We start from the raw sequence: 20,803 nt of genomic DNA, 5'->3' as shown, positions 1-20,803 counted from the left end.
TTTATTCTGTTGATGAGGCATGGGTGACAAGGCATTGACTTGCGTGGCCGGTGAATCCGCCGGCTGGCCAGCTTCCCACTTGTACGGACAGGTGAATCATATGAGCGCAGCGCGGGCTGTGCAAATGGATTGTCAGCAGGCGGCGAATGTTGCGCAGCAGCGTCCCGGTTTTCACCGGCACGCCTCAGGGCCTTTTCAGGAAAGGATCGGAGGCAGACTGGCAGGTCGTGACGCGGTGCATTATTTTGCGTTCCTTATGACGCAGTTTTGATTATTTCAATAGACGCTCGCCGGGTCGGGGTCGACCATCGCATTCAATCGAACCATTCAACGGGAGTGGCATGAAAGCTTTGGAAGGCCTTCGGGTGCTGGATCTTGGAACCTTTGTCGCCGGTCCTTTCTGCGCCACGATACTCGCGGAATTCGGCGCCGAGGTGATCAAGGTGGAACCGCCGGGCGTGGGTGATTCGCTGCGCCGCTTCGGTACCGAAACGGACTGTGGCGACACGCTGATGTGGCTGACTGAAAGCCGCAACAAGAAATGCGTCAGCCTCAATCTCAAGGATCCGAAAGGGCAGGAGATGCTGCGCCAGCTCGCGGCGAGCTGTGACATCGTGGTGGAGAATTTCCGGCCGGGCGTCATCGAAAAATGGGGGCTCGATTTCGATACGCTTCACGCGCTCAATCCGCGCACTATCCTCGTCCGCATCTCGGCGTATGGGCAGAACGGGCCGAGCCGGCTGAAGCCCGGTTTTGCGCGCGTCGCGCATGCGTTCTCGGGGCTTTCCTACCTCGCCGGCGAACCCGGGCGGATCCCCGTGACGCCCGGCTCGACGTCGCTCGCCGACTATGGGTCGGGTATGTACGGCGCGATCGGCGCCCTGATCGCGTTGCAGGCGCGTGAGAAGACAGGACGCGGGCAATGCGTCGATCTCGCCTTGTATGAATCGATGTTCCGCGTGCTCGACGAAATGGTCCCCGTGTATCACAAGCTCGGCAAGGTGCGCGAGCGCATGGGCGCCAACGCGGTCAACGTCGCGCCGCACAGTCACTACCGGAGCCGCGACGGCCGCTGGATCGCCATTGCCTGTACCAATGACAAGATCTTCAAGCGCTTCGCGAGCGTGATGAACCAGCCGGAACTCGCTTCCGATGACAGCTGGGGCCGGGTGGGGCCGCGCGTGGCCGCCGTTGACGAAGTCAACCAGGTCGTGCAGGAATGGGTCGGCATGCGCAACCACGACGAAGTCCTCGCGCTGTGCGACCAGGGCGAAGTGCCCGCCAGCCTCCTGTACAGCGTCGCCGACATCTTCGAGGACGAGCAGTACCAGGCGCGGGAAAACATCCGCGTGATGGACTCGCGCGCGGGCGAGGTGGCCGTGCCCAATGTGATCCCCAAACTCTCGGAGACGCCGGGAGCCCTGGAGTGGCTCGGCGAGGAACTCGGCGGCCACAACGATGAAATCTTCCGCGACGTGCTCGGCCTGAGCGTAGCGCAGATCGAAGCGCTGCGCGTGTCGGGCGTTATTTGAGCCGCTGCATGACAAAACCGGAGACCCGCATGTCTGAATCAATCCGTTCCTATCTGTTCGCGCCCGCCACGCGTCCTGAGCGCTTTGCGAAAGCCGCGCAGTCCGGCGCCGGCGCGGTGATCGTCGACCTGGAAGACGCCGTCGAGCCGGCGCGCAAGGAAGCGGCGCGCGTCTCGCTCGCCAAGACCATGCCGGGCCTGATTCGTGAAGCCCGCGCGCGCGACGTGGAAGTGCTCGTGCGCATCAACAGCCGCGGCAGCGACTGGTATCACGACGATCTCGCCGCCTGCGCCTCGTTCGAACTGGATGGCATCGTGATACCGAAGGCCGAGGACCCCGATGCGATCGCCAGCGTGGCGCAGCGCCATCCGTTCTGGGCCTTGCACCTCCTGATGGAAACGGCCGTGGGCTTCGAGCATATTGGCGCGCTGGCGAAGGCGCCGGGCGTGCGGCGCATGATGTTTGGCTCGGTCGACCTCATGTTCGACCTCGCGGCGAATGAAACTGGCGAGCCGTTGAATTACTATCGGAGCCAGATCCTGCTTTATTCGCGCCTGGCGGGATTGATTCCGGCTGTCGACGGCGTGTGCACCACCCTTGACAACCCGGCGGTCCTCGAGGATGAAGTGCGGCGCGCGCGGGCTTTTGGCTTTGGCGCCAAGCTGTGCGTGCATCCGCTCCAGATCGAGCCGGTCAATCATGGGCTCGGTCCCACGCCGCAGGAGCTGGCGTGGGCGCTGCGCGTGTGCGAGGTCGTGTCGAACGGCGCCGCGGTCGCGGTGGACGGACGGCTCGTGGATGCACCGGTGCTGGCGCAGGCACGCCGCATCGTGGCGTCCGCCGGCCGTGGCTGAGGTCGTCATGAAAGAAGGCGCGCAACGCTTGCTACGAGTGCGCGCGCCCGCGCCTTTCCCGATGACCCTTTTGAAGAAGCCGATGCCCGGCGTGCTGTCATGCCGTAATGTCAACGACCTTCAGCACATCCGCGCGTTCGTCGCGGTGGCGCGCGAAGGTAGCCTGACGCGCGCCGCGCAACTGCTGCATCTCACCCAACCCGCCGTCAGCCTGCAATTGAAGAGCTTCCAGGACCAGTTGAACCTGCGCCTGCTCGCGCGCTCGCCGCGCGGTCTCACGCTCACCACCGACGGTCTCAAGCTGCTGCCGTATGCGGAGAATATCCTGCACGCGATCGGCGATTTCGAGGCGGCGGCGGGCAACATGCTGACGGTCCTGAGCGGCACCGTATCGATCGGCACGATCCTGAATCCGCAGACCATCCGCCTGGGCGCAATCCTGCAGCACATGGCGAGCCACTACCCGGAAGTGCGCACGCGCCTGCGCCACGCCATGACCGGCCAGGTGCTCGACCAGATCCGCAGCGGTACGCTCGACGCGGGCTTTTACCTGGGCATGCCGGGGGATATCGATGGGATCGAGTTCCATGCCATCGCGCTCATGCCGATCACCTATTACGTCATCGCGCCCAAGGGCTGGCAGGACCGCATCAATGGGCGCGGCTGGACGGAGCTGGCCGCGCTGCCGTGGATCTGGACGCCGCCTACCTCGACGCATCACCGCATGCTCTCGCACGCGTTCGATGCCGCCGGGGTCCGGCCTCAAGTCGCGGCCGAAGTCGATCTCGAAGCGTCGATGGTCGAGCTCGTGCGCGCCGGCGTGGGCTTGTCGCTCGCGCGCGAGTCGGTGGCTATCGACGAAGCGCAGAAATACGGAGTCGCGATCTCGCGGGAGTTGCCGATCGAGATTCCGCTGTCGTTCATCACCCAGGCCCGCCGCCGGGAGGAACCGCTGATCGAGGCGATCTTCCTTGCGGCACAGATGGCGTTCGCATGATGCGCTGCCTGGCCGGCAGCACATAACGATACAGGAGACAACCATGTCGGCTCGCGCAGCAAACGTGGCACAACGGCTCGATTCGCTGGAGATCGGCCCGTTTCACTGGCGCCTTCTCGGGCTCATCGGCGGGGGCATGTTTTTCGATGCCTTCGACAACTTCCTCTCGGGCAGCGTGCTCGGCGCGCTGGTGCACCAGGGGCTGTCCGACATCCACATGAACGCCCTTTTCATATCGATGGGGTTCGCCGGGCTCACGCTCGGCGCGTGGTGGGCCGGCATCGCGGGCGACCGGTTCGGCCGCCGCTTCTCGTATCAGTTCAACCTGCTGGTGTTCGGCGTGACGTCGCTCGCGGCGTCGCTCGCGCCCTCGATGACCTGGCTGATCGTGCTGCGCTTCATCATGGGCATCGGGCTGGGCGCGGAGATCGTGGTGGGCTACAGCACCTTGAGCGAGTTCATGCCGGCGCACGCGCGCGGACGCTTCTCGTCGCTGCTGAACCTGATTACCAATTCTTCGGTACTGGTGTCCGCCGCGGCCAGCTACCTGATCATTCCGCATTTCGGCTGGCGCTGGATGTTCGCGATTCCCGGCATCGGCGCGCTCGTGATCTGGTACCTGCGCAAGTCGATGCCCGAATCGCCGCGCTGGCTGGCCGCGGTCGGCCGCGACGCCGAGGCGCAGGAAATCATGCAGCGCATAGAAGGTGAGAGCGTGCGGCTCGCCAACCCGCCACCCGTCGTGCACCACAGCGAGGAGCCGGGGCGACTGCGCGACCTGTTCGCCCCCCGGCAACTGGCCCGCACCGTGGTGGGCATCGCGGTGATCTGCATCTCGTTCACGGCGATGTACGCGTTCATCGCCTGGGCGCCGACCTTCCTCGTGAAGCAGGGCTTTGGTATTTCCAACTCGCTGCTGATCACGGCGGCCATGTTCGCCGGGGGCCCGGCGGGCTCGCTCATCAGCATGGCGATTGCCGACCGGATCGGCCGCAAGTGGGGCCTCGTGATCTTCTCGCTGGCGGGCGCAGTGATCGGCATGGCGTATCCGTTCGTGAAGACCCCGGTGACGATCGCGCTGGTGGGTTTCGGCGTGACCACCTGCATCTACGTGACATCGGCGCTTGGCGTGGCCTGCTATGTGACGGAGCTGTTCCCGACCCGGCTGCGCCTGCGCGGCGTGGGCCTGTGCAACGCCGCGGGACGCTTCGTCAACGTCGGCGTGCCGTATGCGGTGGCGGCGGTATATGCCTTCGCGGGCCTGCTCGGGGTTGTCTCGTTCATCGGCGTGCTGTTCCTGGTGCTGGTCGCCGTGTTGCTCGCGCTTGGCGTGGAGACGAGGCAGCGCACGCTCGAGGAAGTGCAGGCGCCAGTCGAGCCCGCCGATGACATGGCGGCGCAAACCAAACTTCATATAGGAGGCATGTAATGAAAGACGGGCTACAAACATATGAACTCTTCGCCATCAAGTATGCGCGGCGCGACGGCTGGCGGGCCGACAACTTCATCGGCGGCGATGACGACCACAGCAGCGCGATGCCGCTCGACTACTACATCTGGGCGGCGCGCAACAGCGAGCGCTCGGTGGTCATCGACTCCGGCTTCAACGCCGAAGTGGCCGCCCGGCGAGGCCGCAAGATATTACGTTGTCCGATCGATTCCCTGAGGTTGGTCGATATCGATCCGGACGCCGTGACGGACGCGGTGATCACGCACCTGCATTACGACCATGTGGGCAATTTCACCTTGCTGCCCTCGGCGCGCTTCCATATCCAGGAACCGGAGATGCACTTCGCGGCCGGGCGCCACATGAAACACGCGCATTTCGCCCATCACTACGAGCCTGACGATGTCGCGGCCATGGTGAAAATGAATTTCGCGCAGCGCGTGGAGATGCACAACGGACCGGCCACGCTTGCGCCGGGCATCGAACTGATTCCGGTGGGCGGCCATACGCCGGGCCTTCAGATCGTGCGGGTTCATACGGCGCGGGGATGGGTGGTGCTGGCGTCCGACGCCTCGCATTTCTACGACAACATCGAGAAGGGCAAGCCGTTTTCGAATGTGTATCACGTCGAGGAAATGCTGGAGGCTTATGGCACGGTCTACGCCGCCGCCAGTTCACGGCAGCATGTGATCCCGGGGCACGACCCGCTCGTGCTCGACCGCTATCCGGCTCCCACGCCCGAACTGCAGGGGATCGTGGCGCGTCTCGACGTGGCGCCGTCGAACGGCTGAAAGGTTGGCTTCCGGATGACCGTGGCACGGCGGCTTGACATCGCGCCCACGGCCGTCATCCTTCATGTACGGTTGTACGTACAAGCTATTTGAAAAGCATTGACCTCAACGAAGAGAGACATCAGATGATTGTCGGAGATGAAAGCGAATTGCGCATCATGGCCGTGGCGGGAAACCTGGGCTACGGCTTCCCGGAGAGTTCGTTGAAGGTGGGGCTTGCACGCAAGCCGCACCTGATCGGCGCCGACAACGGCTCGTCGGACCCGGGCCCTTATTACCTGGGCAGCGGCAAGTCCCTGATCAAGGACGAGCAATTGCGCCGCGACCTGGGGTTGTCGCTCGCGGCCGCGCGCTCGGCCGGCGTGCCGTATGTGATCGGCACGGCAGGGACCGCGGGCGGACAGCCGCACCTGGAAGGCTTCCTCGATATCCTCGACGAAGTCTCTCGCCGCGACGGCCATCGTTACCGGCTGGCGACCATTCCGGCGGAGATCGACAAGGCCGTGATCAAACGCGCCATTCGCGAGGGCCGGGTCAAGTCGATGGGCGTCTTGCCGGAACTGACGGAGCAAACGGTCGATGAAGCCGTGCGTATTGTCGGGCAGATGGGCACGGACCCGTTCGTCGCGAGTCTTGAGGCGGGGGCGGATGTCATCGTGGCCGGGCGTGCCTGCGATACCGCTATCTACGCGAGCCTCGCGGCATTCAGGGGCTTCGACATGGGTCTAGCTTTCCACATGGCGAAGCTGCTCGAGTGCGGAGCTCAATGCGCGGTGCCGCTTGCGGCCAACGATTGTCTGCTCGGCACGCTGCGGCGCGATCACTTCGAACTTGAGCCGATGAACCCGGAGCGCGGCGTGACGCCGGTGTCGGTGGCGGCGCACATGATGTACGAGCAGCCGGACCCGCATCACTTCTTCGAGCCCGAGGGCATGGTCGATCTCGAACACACCACGATCGACCCGATCGATGCGCGCCGCGTGAAGGTGCGCGGCAGCAAGCTGGTGGACATGCCACCGAGCATCAAGCTGGAAGGCGTCAGGTTGCGCGGCTACCGCACCATCACCGTGGCGGGCATGACGGACCCGCGCCTGCTCGCGAGCCTCGACGAAGTGGAAGCCCGCGTGCGCGACGACGTGGCGCGCCTTGTCGCGCATGACATGAAGCCCGGCGAGTACGAACTGAACTTCATCTACTACGGCCGCAACGGCGTGCGCGTGCAGCAGCGCGTGCCGCGACTCGCTCATGAAGTGGGGATGGTCATCGAGGCTATCGCGCCGACGCAGGAGCTGGCGAGCATGGCGCTCTCGCTTGCGCGCAGTTCGTTCCTGCACGGCTATTTCAAGGGCCGCAAGGCCACCGCCGGCAACCTGGCGTTTCCGTTCTCGCCGTCGGACCTCATCGGCGGTCCCGTGTATGAATTCACGATCTACCACGTCATGCAGGTCGACGACGCGGCCTCGCTGTTTCCCATTACCACCACCCAGATCGGATGAGCGCCATGGATTTTGCCCAAGCCTTCGACCCCGCCCGCGGCGACAGGATCTACGATCTCGCCGAAGTGATGCGCAGCAAGAATGCCGGACCGCTGTACTTAACCTTCGACCTGATCTTTCCTGATTCACGCGTCTATCGTCGGGTGCTCGACAGCGGCGTGCTGACGGCCGAACTGGTGAGCGCGCTTTACGACGTGGGGGAGACGTTCGTGAGCATCGTCTCGTTCGACGCCGCCAACGCCATCAAGATCACGATTCCACGCACGGGGCCAACCTCGGGCGCGCCGGGCGACCGCGACGTGTACGGCGCGCAGCAGCACGAACCGCTGATCGGCATTCGCATTCCGCAATCGGCTGAATCCAATGGGACGACCACGCAACGTTGATCGGAAAGACGGATGCGTTTGCGGTTAAGGCTGCTGTCCGGAATCTCGCCCGATACGCACCTTGGTCGTGTGCACGAGTCGATCCGACGGATAGATGCCCACGCTGACCTGCGTCAGCCGGTGTTGCTGGTCGACGAAGCGGCGCGTGATCTGCAGGCCGTGCGACCCGGCCGGCGTGTTCAGCCGTTCGCAGATGTCCTGGGGAAGCAGGACTGAGGCAATGTCCTGTTCCATTTCAACCAACCGTATCCCATAGGTCTTTTCGATCAGGGAGAAGTGAGGATGCCGGCTGCTCTCTATCTCCGAGACGATCGAGGCGAATTCAGGGCGCAAGTAGACCCACAGGTGACCGATGGGATCGGCGCCGCTCGCAGCGTAGCGCAGCAGTGACAATTCGAGCCATGCCTGTCCAGGCGGGCAGTGCAGCGACTGCGCGGCCATTTCGTCGGCAATGAAATGGCGCTGGCCGATAAGGCGCGTGCGGGTTGCTTTGGAGAACTGCACCAGGTCGTCCATGGTCGCTCCCGTGTGCACGAAGCGAAACGTGGTGCGCTGCGCGCGCACCGTGGTTCCAATGCCTTGCTGCGTGCTCGTGAAGCCCTGTTCGTTGAGGTGGCGCAATGCCTGCCGCACGGTTTGGCGGCTGACGGCAAACATCTGCTGCAGGGTGGCCTCGCTCGGGAGCGTGTCGCCGATCGAGTAGCGCCCCGACTGGATATCGGTTATGAGGGCAATCGCCACGGCCGAATATCTCAAGCCCTGGCGCCCTGTGAAAGCGGGCGCCTCAGCAGGAGACGTTTGGATTGATTTTCGCATCGGCGATCCTTCAACGGGCTGATAGAAGTTCTTTCCGGCGATATTGGACACAAAGCGTCACCCAGTAATGATGGAGTATTCCATCTTGCATCTCGATCCTGGTCCACTGAACCGGATGAATCGCACCGGACGCGGACACGACGTTTGGGATTCGCATAGTTCCATTTCGACGGAGCGGCTTGCTTGTTGCACCGGCGAATCTAGCACATAAATTTTCGTCGAGGTCTGCGCTGCCGAGCACGCGCGCCACAGCTGAATTCATGGTCTGCTTCGGCTATCACATGCAATAAGAATGTCCAGGCGAGAAAATTCTAGATGATATGGATAACTTATTTTTTCAACGAATAAAACAGCTCGGCGAAAGTCTGCCCGCTCCGCCTGTCTTTCAATTGCCCCTTCTAGACGCTGTCCAATCACTGACAAATTTTACGCTTTGTAAATATAAGTAGTGCTAGGCATAGTGATCTCGTTGGCGCTGCGCTTTTGCCGTACAAAGCGGTCCGAGGGAGCCTCACGCCATCAGGCAGATTGTTTTAGAAAATCTTAACTACCGCTCAGAATAGATCCCCTATTCATTCTTTTTTTGAATTCCTAAGCTAGCGCTGTATCAATGAGCCAGCACCCGGCCGGATTTCGGTCGATATTCCTGGCGCGGTAGTGATTGGCTCAATTGATAAATATGACTACTGGCTCGATCAAGAGGATGCAAAAATGAAAAGGGTATTTGCTGGTCTGGTGATCTGGATGACCGCATTTTGTGCGCACGCCAATAATGCCGGTGAGCTTCGATTTGGCGTGGATCCAACTTACCCCCCATTCGAATCAAAGGCGTCGTCGGGGCAACTGGCAGGTTTCGATATCGATTTAGGCAACGAAATATGCCAGCGTCTTAATGTCAAATGTATCTGGATCGAAACGGCGTTCGACGGAATCATCCCCGCGTTACAGGGACGCAAATTCGATGCAATACTTTCTGCCATGTCGATCACGCCGAAGCGCGAAGAACAGATTGCGTTCTCGACATCGGTATACAGCACGCCGAGCGGCCTGATAGGCAAACAAGGAAGCACCATCCGCCCCACTATCCAGTCGCTGAAGGGAAAGAGTATTGGCGTCAACCAGGGCGGGACACAGGAAGCCTATGCAAAGGCGTATTGGGCGCCTGCAGGCGTAAATGTTGTCTCCTATGCCGATCAGCAGGAGGTTTATGTCGATCTTCGGTCCGGGCGTATCGACGCGACATTGACCGATATGATTTCCGGCAGCCAGTTTTTGAAGACGCCACAGGGCAAGGAACTCGCGTTCCTGGGCGATCCGATTACCGATCCGAAGACGCTCGGCAACGGTGTTGGTATCGGGCTGCGTAAAGATGAACCCGCGCTACGCGAAAAAATCAATCAGGCAATTGCCGGAATAATCAAGGATGGAACATATCAGAAAATCGAGCGCCGATATTTTGATTTCGATATTTTGAATCATTGAAATGGGACATGCCGGTAATTTTTAGTATCGCGATTTTAATCTGGAAATAATTCTGGATTGATTTGTACCCAGACCGTTCCGGCGCCCCTGCGCTGCTTCGGGCGTCCTTCCGTGGGCCAGGCCGATCGACCAACGGCCAAACATTCAACGCTTTACCGCGACGGGCCTCATTTTGTCCGTCACCTGTCGAAAGAATATCGCCCGGATGCAACTGATGGCTTCTGACCTCGGTTAGTCGAGACGCCGAGCGCGTTTGCATGTCCGCCATTTTGCCTGTCGTTGAACTGACCTTGTTAATCAGATCTTGTTAATCGGATGACTTTCCAATCGGAGATGAAAGTGAAGAAATCGTTATTGGCTATGTGCGCGGTGAGCGCAATCACCAGTGCTGCTCATGCGCAAAGCAGCGTCACGCTGTACGGTTTGATCGACGAAGGGCTTGATTATACGAGCAATGCAGGAGGGCATAGCCTCTACGCATTATCCAGTGGAGACGAAGTCGGTTCGCGCTGGGGCTTGAAGGGAACAGAGGATCTGGGTGGTGGTGTGCGCGCGATTTTCGACCTTGAATCGGGTTTCAACGTAGACAACGGAAAGTTTGGGCAAGAGGGACAAGCATTTGGCCGCCAAGCCTTTGTCGGACTGTCTAGTTCGAAACTGGGGGAGTTGACGTTCGGGCGGCAATATGACTCGCTCGTCGACTTTCTGAGTCCGCTCACTGTCAACGGCAGCTGGGGCAGCACGCTATTCGCCCATCCCTATGATAACGACAACACGAACAATACGTTCCGTCTCAACAACGCGATCAAGTACACGAGCCTCGACTATCGTGGTTTCTCGTTTGGGGGCGCTTATGCATTCAGCAACTCCACCGGCTTCGCCATGAACCGTGCCGAAAGTATCGGCGCACATTACACCAACGGTCCGTTGAGTGTCGCTGCTGCATACCTGAATGTCGACAACCCTAACGACGGAACTAACGGAGCCGTAGCGATTGGCCCCAACGGCAATCCAGACGGTAGCTGGACTGCCAACCGCCAACGAATCTATGGTGTAGGCATCAACTATACGATTGCGCCAGTAACATTGGGATTTGTATTCACGAACACCGATTTGTCGCAACCAACCGCGACGCAGTACGCGACACTTTCGCCAAGTCCAACGATCGGTGCGGCGTCGTCGATCAAATTCAATAACTTCGAGTTCAATGCCAAGTATCAGTTGACGCCTTCGCTATTTGTCGGCGGCATGTATACCTACACGCAGGCCACGTACGACGGTACATCGGGTAATAGCGCGAAAGCGAAATATCATCAGGCCGGCTTGATGGCCGACCTCAATATCTCGAAGCGCACGGATGTGTATATTCAGGGCGCCTATCTCAAGTTGATTAGCGGTTCGAATCTGGCCGGCACCGGACTGGACGTTGCCGCTAATCCCGACACGGCGTCGCCTTCATCAGGTGACAAGCAGTTCGTTGCCAGAGTCGGCATGCGTCACAGCTTCTGATTGGCAAGCGGGCCTGGCCGAGCGCTGCGTTCGCCGTCTAGTCCGGCGTGCGCAGCATGCAGTCGTTGATCTGCTGCTGCTCCTTGCTATGGGTCAGAATCCACCGATGAAAGCTGCGGCAATGCTGCCTGTCGAAGGTGTTCGACTTCCAGGTCAAGAAGTAAGGCCAAGGTAACGACAATCCGGTCGGCAGCGGTACGACCAGGCGGCCGCCGGCAAGGTCATCGCGGATTAGCGAATATTGCGCAAGCACAAAACCCTGGCCATCAATAGCCGCTTGGATCGCAACGCTCGCTAGTGTGAAGACTCGCCTTTTGTCATCGAGTTCTCCGCTGTCCACATGATTGGCGTCAAACCAGTCCCGCCACATTGGCGGCGAGACGAACTTCGGGCCCCAGTCCACTGAAATCAGCGAGTACTCGAGAATATCGGCCGGCTTCCCGATTGGATCCCGGCCTTCCAGTAGTTGCGGACTGCATGCGGGCACCACGCTGTCGCGGAACAATTCGACGGCGTTGTCCATACTGGCGACCCGATCACCGTAACTGATGCGGAAATCAAATTCATGTCCCTCCGGCACAGGTTCCGAATGCGAGCCGTCGAGATAAACGCTCAGTTCGGGGTGCTTCGCTTGCCATTCCAGCACGCGCTTTGAAAGCCATTTCGACAACATGGACGGCAGCGCACTGATGCTCAGGTTGAGCATGTTCCTCGATCGTTCGACCTGCGCATGCGCGGCGCGTAGACCTTCGAACGCGGCCGAGCAGCTTTCGTGGAACTGGCGCCCCGCCGGGGTAAGACGTAGCCGCTTGCCTTCTTTCTGCATCAAATGCAAGCCAAGCGCGTCCTCAAGCAACTTCATCTGCTGGCTGACTGCGCCTGCCGAGATGCCAAGCCGCTTCGCCGCTTCCACTACTCCACCGCTCCTGCCGACTATTTCGAAGATTTGCAGCGCGCGCAATGGCGGAAGCGTACTCATTCTTTTACCTCTTCTACAAAATGACGAACAACATACACCACAGTTAGTTTAGATAGTCTAAACGAACGAACAGGACTCGACATCTATTATTTTCCCAGCAATTTCATTATGCTTTTTTAAAGGAAAACATTGCATGTACTGCTGTTAAATAAGCCAAAAACAAAGATGGGGCAAGTCGTTGTTCTTGATGAATGCTCCGGCTTGACCTCTTTTTTTGCTGGCAGCATATGTGATGCCGCACGGGTTACAGGTAGCTATTTTCGATCATCCGGTTGGGCTTTTCCGCATGGCAAGAGATAAGGCTACATAAGGCGACGTAGGTCTACGCATGCGGCTCGCAAAGACACAATGTCGATCGATCGCTGGCTCTGCAAGAAGGGAGCCGGAAGGTTGCCGGCGAGCATTTGGCGGTCTTGGCGAACGCGCCTCGGTCTAAGCATTCGGCGCTGACGAACGCTGCATGCGCCACGCAATTCCACGCGAGTCGCTCAAACAGGTGCGATGGATTGCCCTGTAGCATCGCTGCCCGACTTCTGGGTGCCAACCGGGTTTGCCACACGAATGACGACTCCTTGAGCCGCCGCCGGCCGGTATGGCCGCAAGCGCAACGGACACGGGACGTAAGGAGTCGATCCACGGTATTGAAGGTTATTTATCTCGACAAGAGGAGCACATGAGGCACGGATTTCCTGTTCAAGCGCGTTTCGAAGCGCAGCGAATGCAGTTTCTGGAAGCGGCGAATGCAGCGGGTGCGACGCTGACTTCGTATGTCCATCCCCTCAAGGGGCCGGCTGACGAGACATTGGCGACGGATGTCGCGTGGCTGGGTGCGCCAACCGCGCGCCGTGTCTTGGTGACGATTTCGGGCACCCACGGGGTCGAGGGGTATTACGGCTCTGTCTGCCAGACAGAGTGGCTGCATGAGCTAGCGACGCGCGAGCTTCCGGAAGACGTCGCCGTGCTGATGATTCACTTGATCAACCCGTGGGGCACGGCCTGGGTGAGGCGTGTCAACGAGGACAACATCGACCTGAATCGCAATTACCTGGACTTCGACAACCCGTTGCCCCGTAATTCGCGGTACGAAACGATCCATGAAGTCTATACGTGCCGCGACTTCGACGGCCCCGGGCGGCGCCGTAGCGACGAATTGCTCGCCGCTCATCTGCAGTCACTCGGATGGGCCGAGTATCAGGCGATCGCCGGCGCGGGCCAGTACGCGCACGCCGACGGCCTCTACTACGGTGGTCAGAGACCCGCGTGGTCGAACCGGACGCTGCGTGAAATCGTCGAACGCTTTCTGCGGCCAGCCGAAGCGGCCATCGCATTCGACCTGCATACCGGCGCAGGCGCATTCGGCCATCCGATGCTACTGGCGATCGCGAGGTCGCGCTATCCGGCGCTGGCTGACGCAGAGGCACTGTACGGCCCGTGGCTATACGAAGTGTTCACCGATCCTGACGCGGCTACGAACCAGACCGGCGTGGTCGCGCGTGCGGTCGGCTACACGTCTCAAGCGTTACTCGAAGCGCTTCCAGATACGCGTCTGATGCAGCTCGTGATCGAATGCGGCACCTATCCCGAGGAACGCGTGCATACGGCGTTGCGCAACGATCACTGGCTGCATCTGTATGGCGATCCTCGCGACCCGCTCGGCAAACAGATCAGCCGCTCACTGTTCGAGGCGTTCGTGCCGGCGGACCCGGATTGGGGCGCCGTTGCGTGGCAACGAACCCGCAATACGTGGGAGCGCGCGCTCGCTGCATTGAGCGAGAAATCCGGCGCGTGATGACGGATGGTGTGAATCGATGCAGTCGAGGGCGGCGCGAGCCGAGGTTCAGTTTGGGATGCGCGGATCGGGCGCACGCAACAACAAACAATGAAGGAAGACGGTCATGCTGTTCGAAGGTTATGGTTCGCAGCTACTCGCCGGAACGTACGAAACGCTTGCGCTCGCGTTGTTGGCGCTGGCAGTTTCGTTCGCTCTCGGATTGCTGGGGGCAGCAGCGAAGCTATCGCGCAACCGCGCTTGTAACGTCGCCGGCATGACCTACACGACGCTGATTCGCGCTGTTCCCGACCTTGTGCTCATGCTGCTGCTTTTCTACAGCATTCAGATACAGCTGAACCGGATGACGGACGCGCTGGGGATCGAATCGATCAGTGTCGATCCGTTCGTTTCCGGCGTCATGACCTTGGGCTTCATCTACGGCGCGTACTTTACTGAAACGTTTCGCGGCGCCTTCATGTCGGTTCCTCGGGGGCAGATCGAAGCGGGGTATGCGTGCGGCATGTCGCCGTGGCAGGTATTCAGCCGCGTGATGTTTCCCCAGATGATTCGCTTCGCACTGCCAGGTATTGGCAACAACTGGCAAGTGATAGTGAAGGCCACCGCGCTAGTCTCCATCATCGGACTGGTCGACGTTGTAAAGGTTTCGCAGGACGCCGCGAAGAATACCCTGGACTTTTTCTTCTTCGCGGTAACCGCGGGTGCGATCTATCTCGCGATTACGACCGTATCGAACATCGTCCTTGTGTGGCTGGAAAAGCACTATTCGGCGGGCGTGAGGAGAGTGGCGCCGTGATTGAACTGGTACACGAGTATTGGAAAAATTATCTGTACACCGATGGTTACCGGCTCTCGGGATTCGTGGTCACGCTCTGGCTGCTCGTCGCATCGATCTTTCTGAGCTTTTGCCTTGCGGTGCCGCTCGCGGTCGCCAGCACGTCGCGCAACAAGTTCGTTTCGATGCCTGTCCGGCTTTACACCTATGTGTTCCGGGGCACGCCGCTCTATGTGCAATTGCTGCTGTGCTATACCGGACTCTACAGCCTGCAGGCCGTGCGTTCGCACGTGTTGTTCAACGCATTCTTCCGCGATGCGATGAACTGTACGCTGTTGGCCTTCATGCTCAACGAATGCGCCTATACCACGGCCATTTTTGCCGGCGCGATCAAGGCCACTGCACATGGAGAAGTGGAGGCAGCCAAAGCCTTCGGCATGTCGCGCTTCACGCTCTATTCGCGCATCGTGCTGCCATCCGCGCTACGGCGCGCGTTGCCAGCCTACGGCAATGAAGTGATCCTGATGCTGCACGCCACCACGCTCGCCTTCACCGCGACGATACCGGACATCCTGAAAGTGGCGCGCGATGTTAATTCCGCAACCTATGAACCTTTCCAGGCGTTTGGCATTGCTGCGCTGCTCTACGCGGTCATTGCGTTCGCGCTCGTATGGGCGTTCCGGAGACTTGAAAGCCGCTTGCTGTATTTCCTCAAGCCGCAGGGTCGTTGATCGATGATTCCGACACCCATGATCCGCGAGCATTGAAGCATTTGACAGGACGCACGCTGGAATTTTTCCGGTATGCGGCGGACCGATTCAAGCAGGGACGATTAAGCACGGCATCGTCCTCGGGTTCGAAAGCTCGTCTTGTCTCCCAATAAGCGGTCTTGTTTTCTTGAGAGAAGGAATATCGAAATGGAGTTGTGTGTGATCGGCCGGGCACTTGTCCGAGAACTGCTGCCGATGTCCGCTTGTATCGCCCTCATGGAGGAGGCGATGCGCGCGACGTCGGCGGGCCAGACGATTCAGCCCCCGCGCTGGATCGTTGCGCTGCCCGGTGACCGGGGGCGCTGCCTTGGCTTCATGCCGGGAGCCGTATCGGACCCGGACTGCTTCGGGGCGAAAGTGACCGCTGTCTATCCCGAGAACGGAGCGCGTGGGATGCAGTCGCATCAGGGCGCGATTTTTCTGTTCGACACCGAGAGCGGCGCGCCGGTCGCGATCGTGCACGGGGGCGAAGTGACCGCGATCCGTACCGCGGCGGCGAGTGGACTTGCCACTCGTCTCCTGGCCCGGCCGGATGCGGACGATCTTGCAATCCTCGGCTACGGAGAGCAGGCGCTGCAGCATCTGCGGGCGATGTCGATCGTCAGGCCGCTCAGACGGGTACGCGTCTGGGGTCGCTCGCGTGAACGGGCTGAGATGTTCGTGCATGAGGCAATGCAATTTGTCGATGCATCGTTCGAAGTCGTTTCCACGGTCAAGGCCGCAGTAGACGGCGCCAGTCTGATCTGCACGGTGACGGCCGCGCTCGAGCCCATTCTCGAAGGGCGGTGGATCACGCCGGGCGCGCATCTGAACGTGGTCGGTTCCAGTGTCGCGGCGGCTCGGGAAATCGATAGCGACGCGGTCGCGATGTCGCGTTTTTTCGTCGACTACAAGCCTTCCACGATTCTGCAAGGCGGGGAATTCCTGGCGGCGCAGGAGGACGGCCGCGTCACGCACGAGCACATCGCCGGCGAGATTGGCGAGGTTCTGCTGGGCCGAAAATCGGGCAGGCTTGCGGATCACGAGATCACCCTCTACAAGTCGCTCGGCATCCCGGTTCAGGACCTGATCTGCGCGCGGCATTTGTATCTGGAAGCGGGGAGACGAAATCTCGGCGCCCGCATGGAATTTTGATGCAACTTGACCTTAACCAAGGAGAACCATTTCATGCTTTCGATTGACGAGATTATGAAGGCAAGGACGGCCATTGCCCCGTACATACACCAGACGCCGCTATGGCGTTCCCAGGCCCTTTCCCGGCTAGCGGGACGCGACATCTACCTCAAGGCCGAACTCTTCCAGAAGACCGGATCGTACAAGCCGCGCGGCATGCTGTGGGCGCTCATGTCGCTGTCGGACGAGCAGCGCGCCGCGGGTGTCATTACGTTTTCCGCCGGCAACGCGGCGCAAGGGTTGGCTTATGCCGGGTCGATCCTCGGCATCCGGACGGTTGTCGTGATGGCCGCGATGGCGAATCCGACCAAGGTGCATGCAACCAGGGAATACGGAGCAGAGGTTATCCTGCACGGCACCCCGCAGGAAGCTGCCCAGCATTGTCTTGACGTCGCCGCTGCGCGCGGGTTGAGCTATATCTCGTCTTATGATGACGACGTGCTGATGACCGGGCACGCGTCCCTCGGCTGCGAGATTTTCGAAGCTGTTCCAGATGTTGCCGGGATCTTCGTTGGCATTGGTGGCGGGGGGATGGCGGGCGGTCTCGCGAAGGCGGCGCTGGCGCTTGAGCACAATGCGGCCCTCGTTGGTGTCGAACCCACGGGCGCGCCGGCGATGTACGAAAGCCTGAAGACTGACAGCGCGGTCCGACTGCCGACGGTGCGCACGATAGCCGATGGCCTCGCGGCTCCGAGTGCCGGCGTAGCCTGTTTCGAGCTGGTGCGCCGGCGCTTTACTGACGTCGTGCTAGTGGAGGACGATCAGATCATCGATGCGATGAAGTTACTGATGCAACGCTGCAAGCTAATGCCGGAACCGGCGGGCGCCGCCGCGGTTGCCGGGTTGCTCGCACATGCCGGCAAGGTAACGCTGCCCGGGCCGATCGTATGCATTGTCTCCGGCGGCAATGTCGATTTGGCGCTCCTCAAGCAATGGCTCTAACACCCTCCGGCAATTCGATGCCGGCTCTTGCCGTGGCCAGAATGCTCAGACATCTCGGCTTCCAGGGAAAGACAAGAACTGCCATGACTGACAGGACGGAAGACAGCCGCACAGCGAGACGTGATGCGGGCGAGCATTGCGTGATTGGCTCATGAGAGCCAATCCAATACGAAGATTGCGCAGGAACCGGGCGTGTCCGTGCAAACGGTCGGCCCGCGCGCATCACGCAGGAAACGCGACTGCAGTTTGATCGCGCCGCCTCGCTTGCTTTAGTTTTCCTGAGCATTACGACGAAGCGCCGTCGTTTCATTCAAGACATCACTTTGGTAGAACGCAGGGAACCGCTCGAATTGACGCTGGGCGTCGGCGGGATCCACGCCTTCTTTCAATACCGCGCTGGAGAACCCCGTGCGTTCCATCTGAATGAGCTGGTCGATCAGGACATCACCGGTCGCTCTCACATCACCTTTGAAACCGAGCCGGCGGCGAAGCAGATACGCCTGGCTATAAGCACGCCCGTCGGTGAAGTGAGGGAAGTGCAGTTCGATACGACCAACCCCGTCAAGCTGGTCCTTCAACGTCAGGGGATCTTCGTCATTGGCGAGCAATACAACCCGTTGGCCTGAGTCCAGCGAATGCTCTAGCGTTGTAAGAAGCCCGATGTGCGCGGTATCCGTCATGCGACTCGCTCCCCGCTCGTGCGCACATTGTTTGCGGCCGCCTTGAAGGGATCGAGTCCAACGCGCCTTACCGTCTCGATGAAGTGCTCTTGCCTTATGCCGGCGCTTTGCCTGATGGCCAGGTAGGTCGTCAGGACCGACTCGATGACTTCGGGCACTTCCGGCGCTGAAAAAGACGGCCCGATCACTTTGCCCGGTTGCGCGGCACCGCTCGTGGCTGAGCCGTCCGATCCGCCGAGCGTGACCTGATACCATTCCTTGCCGTCCTTATCGACGCCGAGAATGCCGATATGGCCGCTATGATGATGACCGCACGAGTTGATGCAGCCACTGATATGAAGATCGATTGGGCCGATGTCATTGAGTTCGTCGAGATCCTGATAACGCTCGGTGATTGCTTCGGCGACCGGGATTGAGCGTGCGTTCGCCAAGGCGCAAAAGTCGCCCCCGGGACAGGCGATCATGTCGGTGAGCAGATGCACATTCGCGCTTGCCAGTCCCGCGTTGCGTGCTGCTTCCCAAAGCGCGAACAGGTCGTCGACATGGACCCACGGGAGCACGAGGTTCTGCGTATGCGTGACCCGCGCTTCGCCTGCGGAAAAGCGATCGCAGAGTCCCGCTACCAGTTCGAGCTGATCGGCCGAGGCGTCGCCTGGCGCCTGAAGGAGCCGCTTGAACGAGAGCGTGACGATGCGCATCGACGGGTCTTTATGCAGGGCGACGTTACGCTGCAGCCAGCGTTCAAACAGCGGGTGCTGCGCGGCTTTTTCCTTTAGCGTATCAATGACGTCCCCGGATGTGGCATGCCCACGTTCCACGAACTGCTCCGGCAGTGTCGGTGGGAGAAAGGACGCGCTTACGCGGTCTAATTCGCTTTGCGGGATGGTATGCGGACCGCCATCGTGTTCCACGATCTGGCGAAATTCCTCCTCCACATCATCGATATAACGCTGGCCCTCGGCCTTCACCAGAATCTTGATGCGTGCCTTGTATTTGTTGTCGCGGCGGCCATACCGGTTGTAGACGCGCACGACCGCCTCGATGTAATTCATGATCTGGTTCCACGGCAGGAACTCACGCAGCACGGTTCCAATGACAGGCGTGCGGCCCATCCCGCCTCCGACAGAAATACGAAAGCCCAATTCCCCTGCATCGTTGCGGAGTAAATGGAGGCCTACGTCGTGCCAGTCCGTGGCAGCACGGTCTTCGATCGCGCCGGTAATGGCGATCTTGAACTTGCGCGGCAGGAATGCGAATTCAGGGTGCAGCGTCGTCCATTGGCGCATGATTTCCGCAAAGGGCCGGGGATCGGCGACCTCATCGGGTGCAACGCCTGCCCGTTCATCGCAAGAGATATTGCGGATGCAATTGCCGCTGGTCTGGATGCCGTGCATGTCCACGCTTGCCAGGAGGTCCATCACGTCGGCCGCCTTTGACAGCGGGATCCAGTTGAACTGGACATTCGTGCGCGTGGTGAAATGAGCGTAGTGGGTGGGCAGACGAACGGTGCCGAGCTTTCGTTGCGCCTCTGATGCGAGCCGATATACCTCCGCTTCGGGTTCATCGTACTCACGGGCTACCCGGGCGAGCACGCGAAGCTGGACGCTTGATAATTCGCCGTACGGCACGGCCACGCGCAACATCGGCGCATGGCGCTGCACATACCAACCGTTCTGCAGGCGCAGGGGACGGAAATCATCTTCACTCAGCTTGCCGGTCTGCCACCGCTCGATCTGGTCGCGGAATTGCGCAGCTCGACCGCGCACGAAGGTTCTGTCGAATTCGGTGTATTGGTACATTGTCAGGACGATCTTGCGACCCTGTCGATTGAAGCCGATGGGGCCGCGTTGTTGTTTTCAGTGCTTTTAAATGGCAGCGCGCGAGGAGCAACAGGGGTGCTCATGAGCCGGCCTTTACGTAAATCGCCCGGACCCAGGGCCGTGCCTCAAGGTAAGGGAGTCACGCGCCCGGTACAAGAAGCAGATGGCGCCGGATACAGGGCAGCAGATCGCGTCGGGAATGAATTTCAAAGATCGGCTTAATTTGACTGCTGCCGTAAAACTTCGCCCAACTGCTGCTGTTTCACGCGCCTCGACCCCTCTATGATGGAATCAATGAAAATGTTTTGCCGTTGATCAACCGCGGGAGGTGAGTCATGACTTTTCTGAGAATGCTGAGAATCGTACTGTGGAGTTTTTTTGGCGTCCGCAAAGGCGCGTCGCATCAAGCCGATATAGCGGCGATAAAACTGCCATTGCTACCGGTGGTCGCAATCGGATTGGCTGGGGGTTTTGGTGCGATTCTGTTCTGTCTCGCACGGCTTGCGACAGCCGTGGCGCACTGAGTTTTTTTGACCACAACAGACCACTTCTGGTTTCCGCCGGC

General features: G+C 60.1%; 19 protein-coding genes. 15 read left to right on the top strand and 4 right to left on the bottom strand.

The genetic code is table 11. The features are described 5' to 3' along the window. Nucleotides 1-341 precede the first annotated feature (341 nt). The 7 genes from ACSQ8V_RS36950 to ACSQ8V_RS36920 all read left to right on the top strand — a co-directional run bounded on the left by ACSQ8V_RS36950 (nt 342) and on the right by ACSQ8V_RS36920 (nt 7,503). Entirely contained in the window at nt 342-1,532 is a 1,191-nt protein-coding gene (locus tag ACSQ8V_RS36950; RefSeq protein ID WP_436185056.1) for a CaiB/BaiF CoA transferase family protein, read from the top strand. Nucleotides 1,533-1,561: 29 nt separating this feature from the next. Beyond that, nucleotides 1,562-2,386 (top strand): HpcH/HpaI aldolase/citrate lyase family protein, encoded by an 825-nt coding sequence (locus tag ACSQ8V_RS36945; RefSeq protein ID WP_436185055.1) that lies wholly within the window; start codon nt 1,562-1,564, stop codon nt 2,384-2,386. A 7-nt stretch (nt 2,387-2,393) separates the two neighbouring features. Beyond that, nucleotides 2,394-3,383 (top strand): LysR family transcriptional regulator, encoded by a 990-nt coding sequence (locus ACSQ8V_RS36940; protein WP_436185054.1) that lies wholly within the window; start codon nt 2,394-2,396, stop codon nt 3,381-3,383. 43 nt (nt 3,384-3,426) lie between these two features. Next, nucleotides 3,427-4,812 (top strand): MFS transporter, encoded by a 1,386-nt coding sequence (locus ACSQ8V_RS36935; protein ID WP_436185053.1) that lies wholly within the window; start codon nt 3,427-3,429, stop codon nt 4,810-4,812. After that, complete coding sequence (locus tag ACSQ8V_RS36930) at nt 4,812-5,621, top strand: N-acyl homoserine lactonase family protein (RefSeq protein WP_436185052.1); 810 nt, start codon at nt 4,812-4,814, stop codon at nt 5,619-5,621. Before ACSQ8V_RS36935 ends, ACSQ8V_RS36930 begins: the two co-directional genes overlap by 1 nt. Nucleotides 5,622-5,746: 125 nt before the next feature. Next, nucleotides 5,747-7,117 carry an acyclic terpene utilization AtuA family protein gene (locus ACSQ8V_RS36925; RefSeq protein ID WP_436185051.1) on the top strand — a complete coding sequence of 457 codons (1,371 nt, stop codon included), beginning with the start codon at nt 5,747-5,749 and terminating at the stop codon, nt 7,115-7,117. Nucleotides 7,118-7,122: 5 nt separating this feature from the next. Further along, complete coding sequence (locus ACSQ8V_RS36920) at nt 7,123-7,503, top strand: DUF4387 domain-containing protein (protein WP_436185050.1); 381 nt, start codon at nt 7,123-7,125, stop codon at nt 7,501-7,503. 24 nt (nt 7,504-7,527) lie between these two features. Here the strand turns inward: ACSQ8V_RS36920 and ACSQ8V_RS36915 are convergent, their stop codons facing one another. Further along, nucleotides 7,528-8,244, bottom strand: coding sequence for a GntR family transcriptional regulator (locus tag ACSQ8V_RS36915; protein WP_436185049.1), 717 nt, complete (start codon nt 8,242-8,244; stop codon nt 7,528-7,530). Nucleotides 8,245-9,030: 786 nt separating this feature from the next. On the opposite strand from ACSQ8V_RS36915, the gene ACSQ8V_RS36910 reads away from it, so the two are divergent. Further along, complete coding sequence (locus ACSQ8V_RS36910; RefSeq protein WP_436186425.1) at nt 9,031-9,801, top strand: ABC transporter substrate-binding protein; 771 nt, start codon at nt 9,031-9,033, stop codon at nt 9,799-9,801. Nucleotides 9,802-10,140: 339 nt separating this feature from the next. Further along, nucleotides 10,141-11,310: a porin gene (locus tag ACSQ8V_RS36905; protein ID WP_436185048.1), complete on the top strand. Its 1,170-nt coding sequence runs from the start codon at nt 10,141-10,143 to the stop codon at nt 11,308-11,310. A gap of 37 nt (nt 11,311-11,347) precedes the next feature. On the opposite strand, the gene ACSQ8V_RS36900 is transcribed toward ACSQ8V_RS36905, so the two are convergent. Further along, complete coding sequence (locus tag ACSQ8V_RS36900) at nt 11,348-12,289, bottom strand: LysR substrate-binding domain-containing protein (protein ID WP_436209118.1); 942 nt, start codon at nt 12,287-12,289, stop codon at nt 11,348-11,350. Nucleotides 12,290-12,962: 673 nt separating this feature from the next. Here ACSQ8V_RS36900 and ACSQ8V_RS36895 point away from each other — a divergent pair. The 5 genes from ACSQ8V_RS36895 (at nt 12,963) to ACSQ8V_RS36875 (ending at nt 17,738) form a co-directional block, all read left to right on the top strand. Next, the gene (locus ACSQ8V_RS36895; protein ID WP_436185046.1) at nt 12,963-14,078 is read left to right on the top strand and encodes a DUF2817 domain-containing protein; all 1,116 of its coding nucleotides are present in this window, start codon (nt 12,963-12,965) and stop codon (nt 14,076-14,078) included. Nucleotides 14,079-14,184: 106 nt separating this feature from the next. Further along, nucleotides 14,185-14,874, top strand: a complete 690-nt coding sequence (locus tag ACSQ8V_RS36890; RefSeq protein WP_436185045.1) for an ABC transporter permease — start codon at nt 14,185-14,187, stop codon at nt 14,872-14,874. Then, on the top strand, nt 14,871-15,584 hold the full coding sequence (locus ACSQ8V_RS36885; RefSeq protein ID WP_213763643.1) for an ABC transporter permease: 714 nt from the start codon (nt 14,871-14,873) through the stop codon (nt 15,582-15,584). Before ACSQ8V_RS36890 ends, ACSQ8V_RS36885 begins: the two co-directional genes overlap by 4 nt. A 186-nt stretch (nt 15,585-15,770) precedes the next feature. Beyond that, nucleotides 15,771-16,757, top strand: a complete 987-nt coding sequence (locus tag ACSQ8V_RS36880; protein WP_436209117.1) for an ornithine cyclodeaminase family protein — start codon at nt 15,771-15,773, stop codon at nt 16,755-16,757. A gap of 33 nt (nt 16,758-16,790) precedes the next feature. Beyond that, nucleotides 16,791-17,738, top strand: coding sequence for a threonine ammonia-lyase (locus tag ACSQ8V_RS36875; protein WP_436185042.1), 948 nt, complete (start codon nt 16,791-16,793; stop codon nt 17,736-17,738). Nucleotides 17,739-18,007: 269 nt separating this feature from the next. Here the strand turns inward: ACSQ8V_RS36875 and ACSQ8V_RS36870 are convergent, their stop codons facing one another. Continuing rightward, nucleotides 18,008-18,418 carry a DUF934 domain-containing protein gene (locus tag ACSQ8V_RS36870; protein ID WP_436185041.1) on the bottom strand — a complete coding sequence of 137 codons (411 nt, stop codon included), beginning with the start codon at nt 18,416-18,418 and terminating at the stop codon, nt 18,008-18,010. Further along, the gene (locus ACSQ8V_RS36865) at nt 18,415-20,217 is read right to left on the bottom strand and encodes a nitrite/sulfite reductase (protein WP_436185040.1); all 1,803 of its coding nucleotides are present in this window, start codon (nt 20,215-20,217) and stop codon (nt 18,415-18,417) included. Before ACSQ8V_RS36865 ends, ACSQ8V_RS36870 begins: the two co-directional genes overlap by 4 nt. Nucleotides 20,218-20,573: 356 nt before the next feature. Here ACSQ8V_RS36865 and ACSQ8V_RS36860 point away from each other — a divergent pair, with 356 nt between their 5' ends. After that, nucleotides 20,574-20,762: a DUF2970 domain-containing protein gene (locus ACSQ8V_RS36860; RefSeq protein ID WP_213763638.1), complete on the top strand. Its 189-nt coding sequence runs from the start codon at nt 20,574-20,576 to the stop codon at nt 20,760-20,762. The last annotated feature ends 41 nt before the right edge of the window (nt 20,763-20,803 follow it).

Origin of the sequence: Caballeronia sp. LjRoot31, from assembly GCF_964253885.1 — a bacterium.
In the GTDB taxonomy this organism is placed as follows: Bacteria; Pseudomonadota; Gammaproteobacteria; order Burkholderiales; family Burkholderiaceae; genus Caballeronia.
This window is presented reverse-complemented; position numbering and strand designations above follow the sequence as displayed.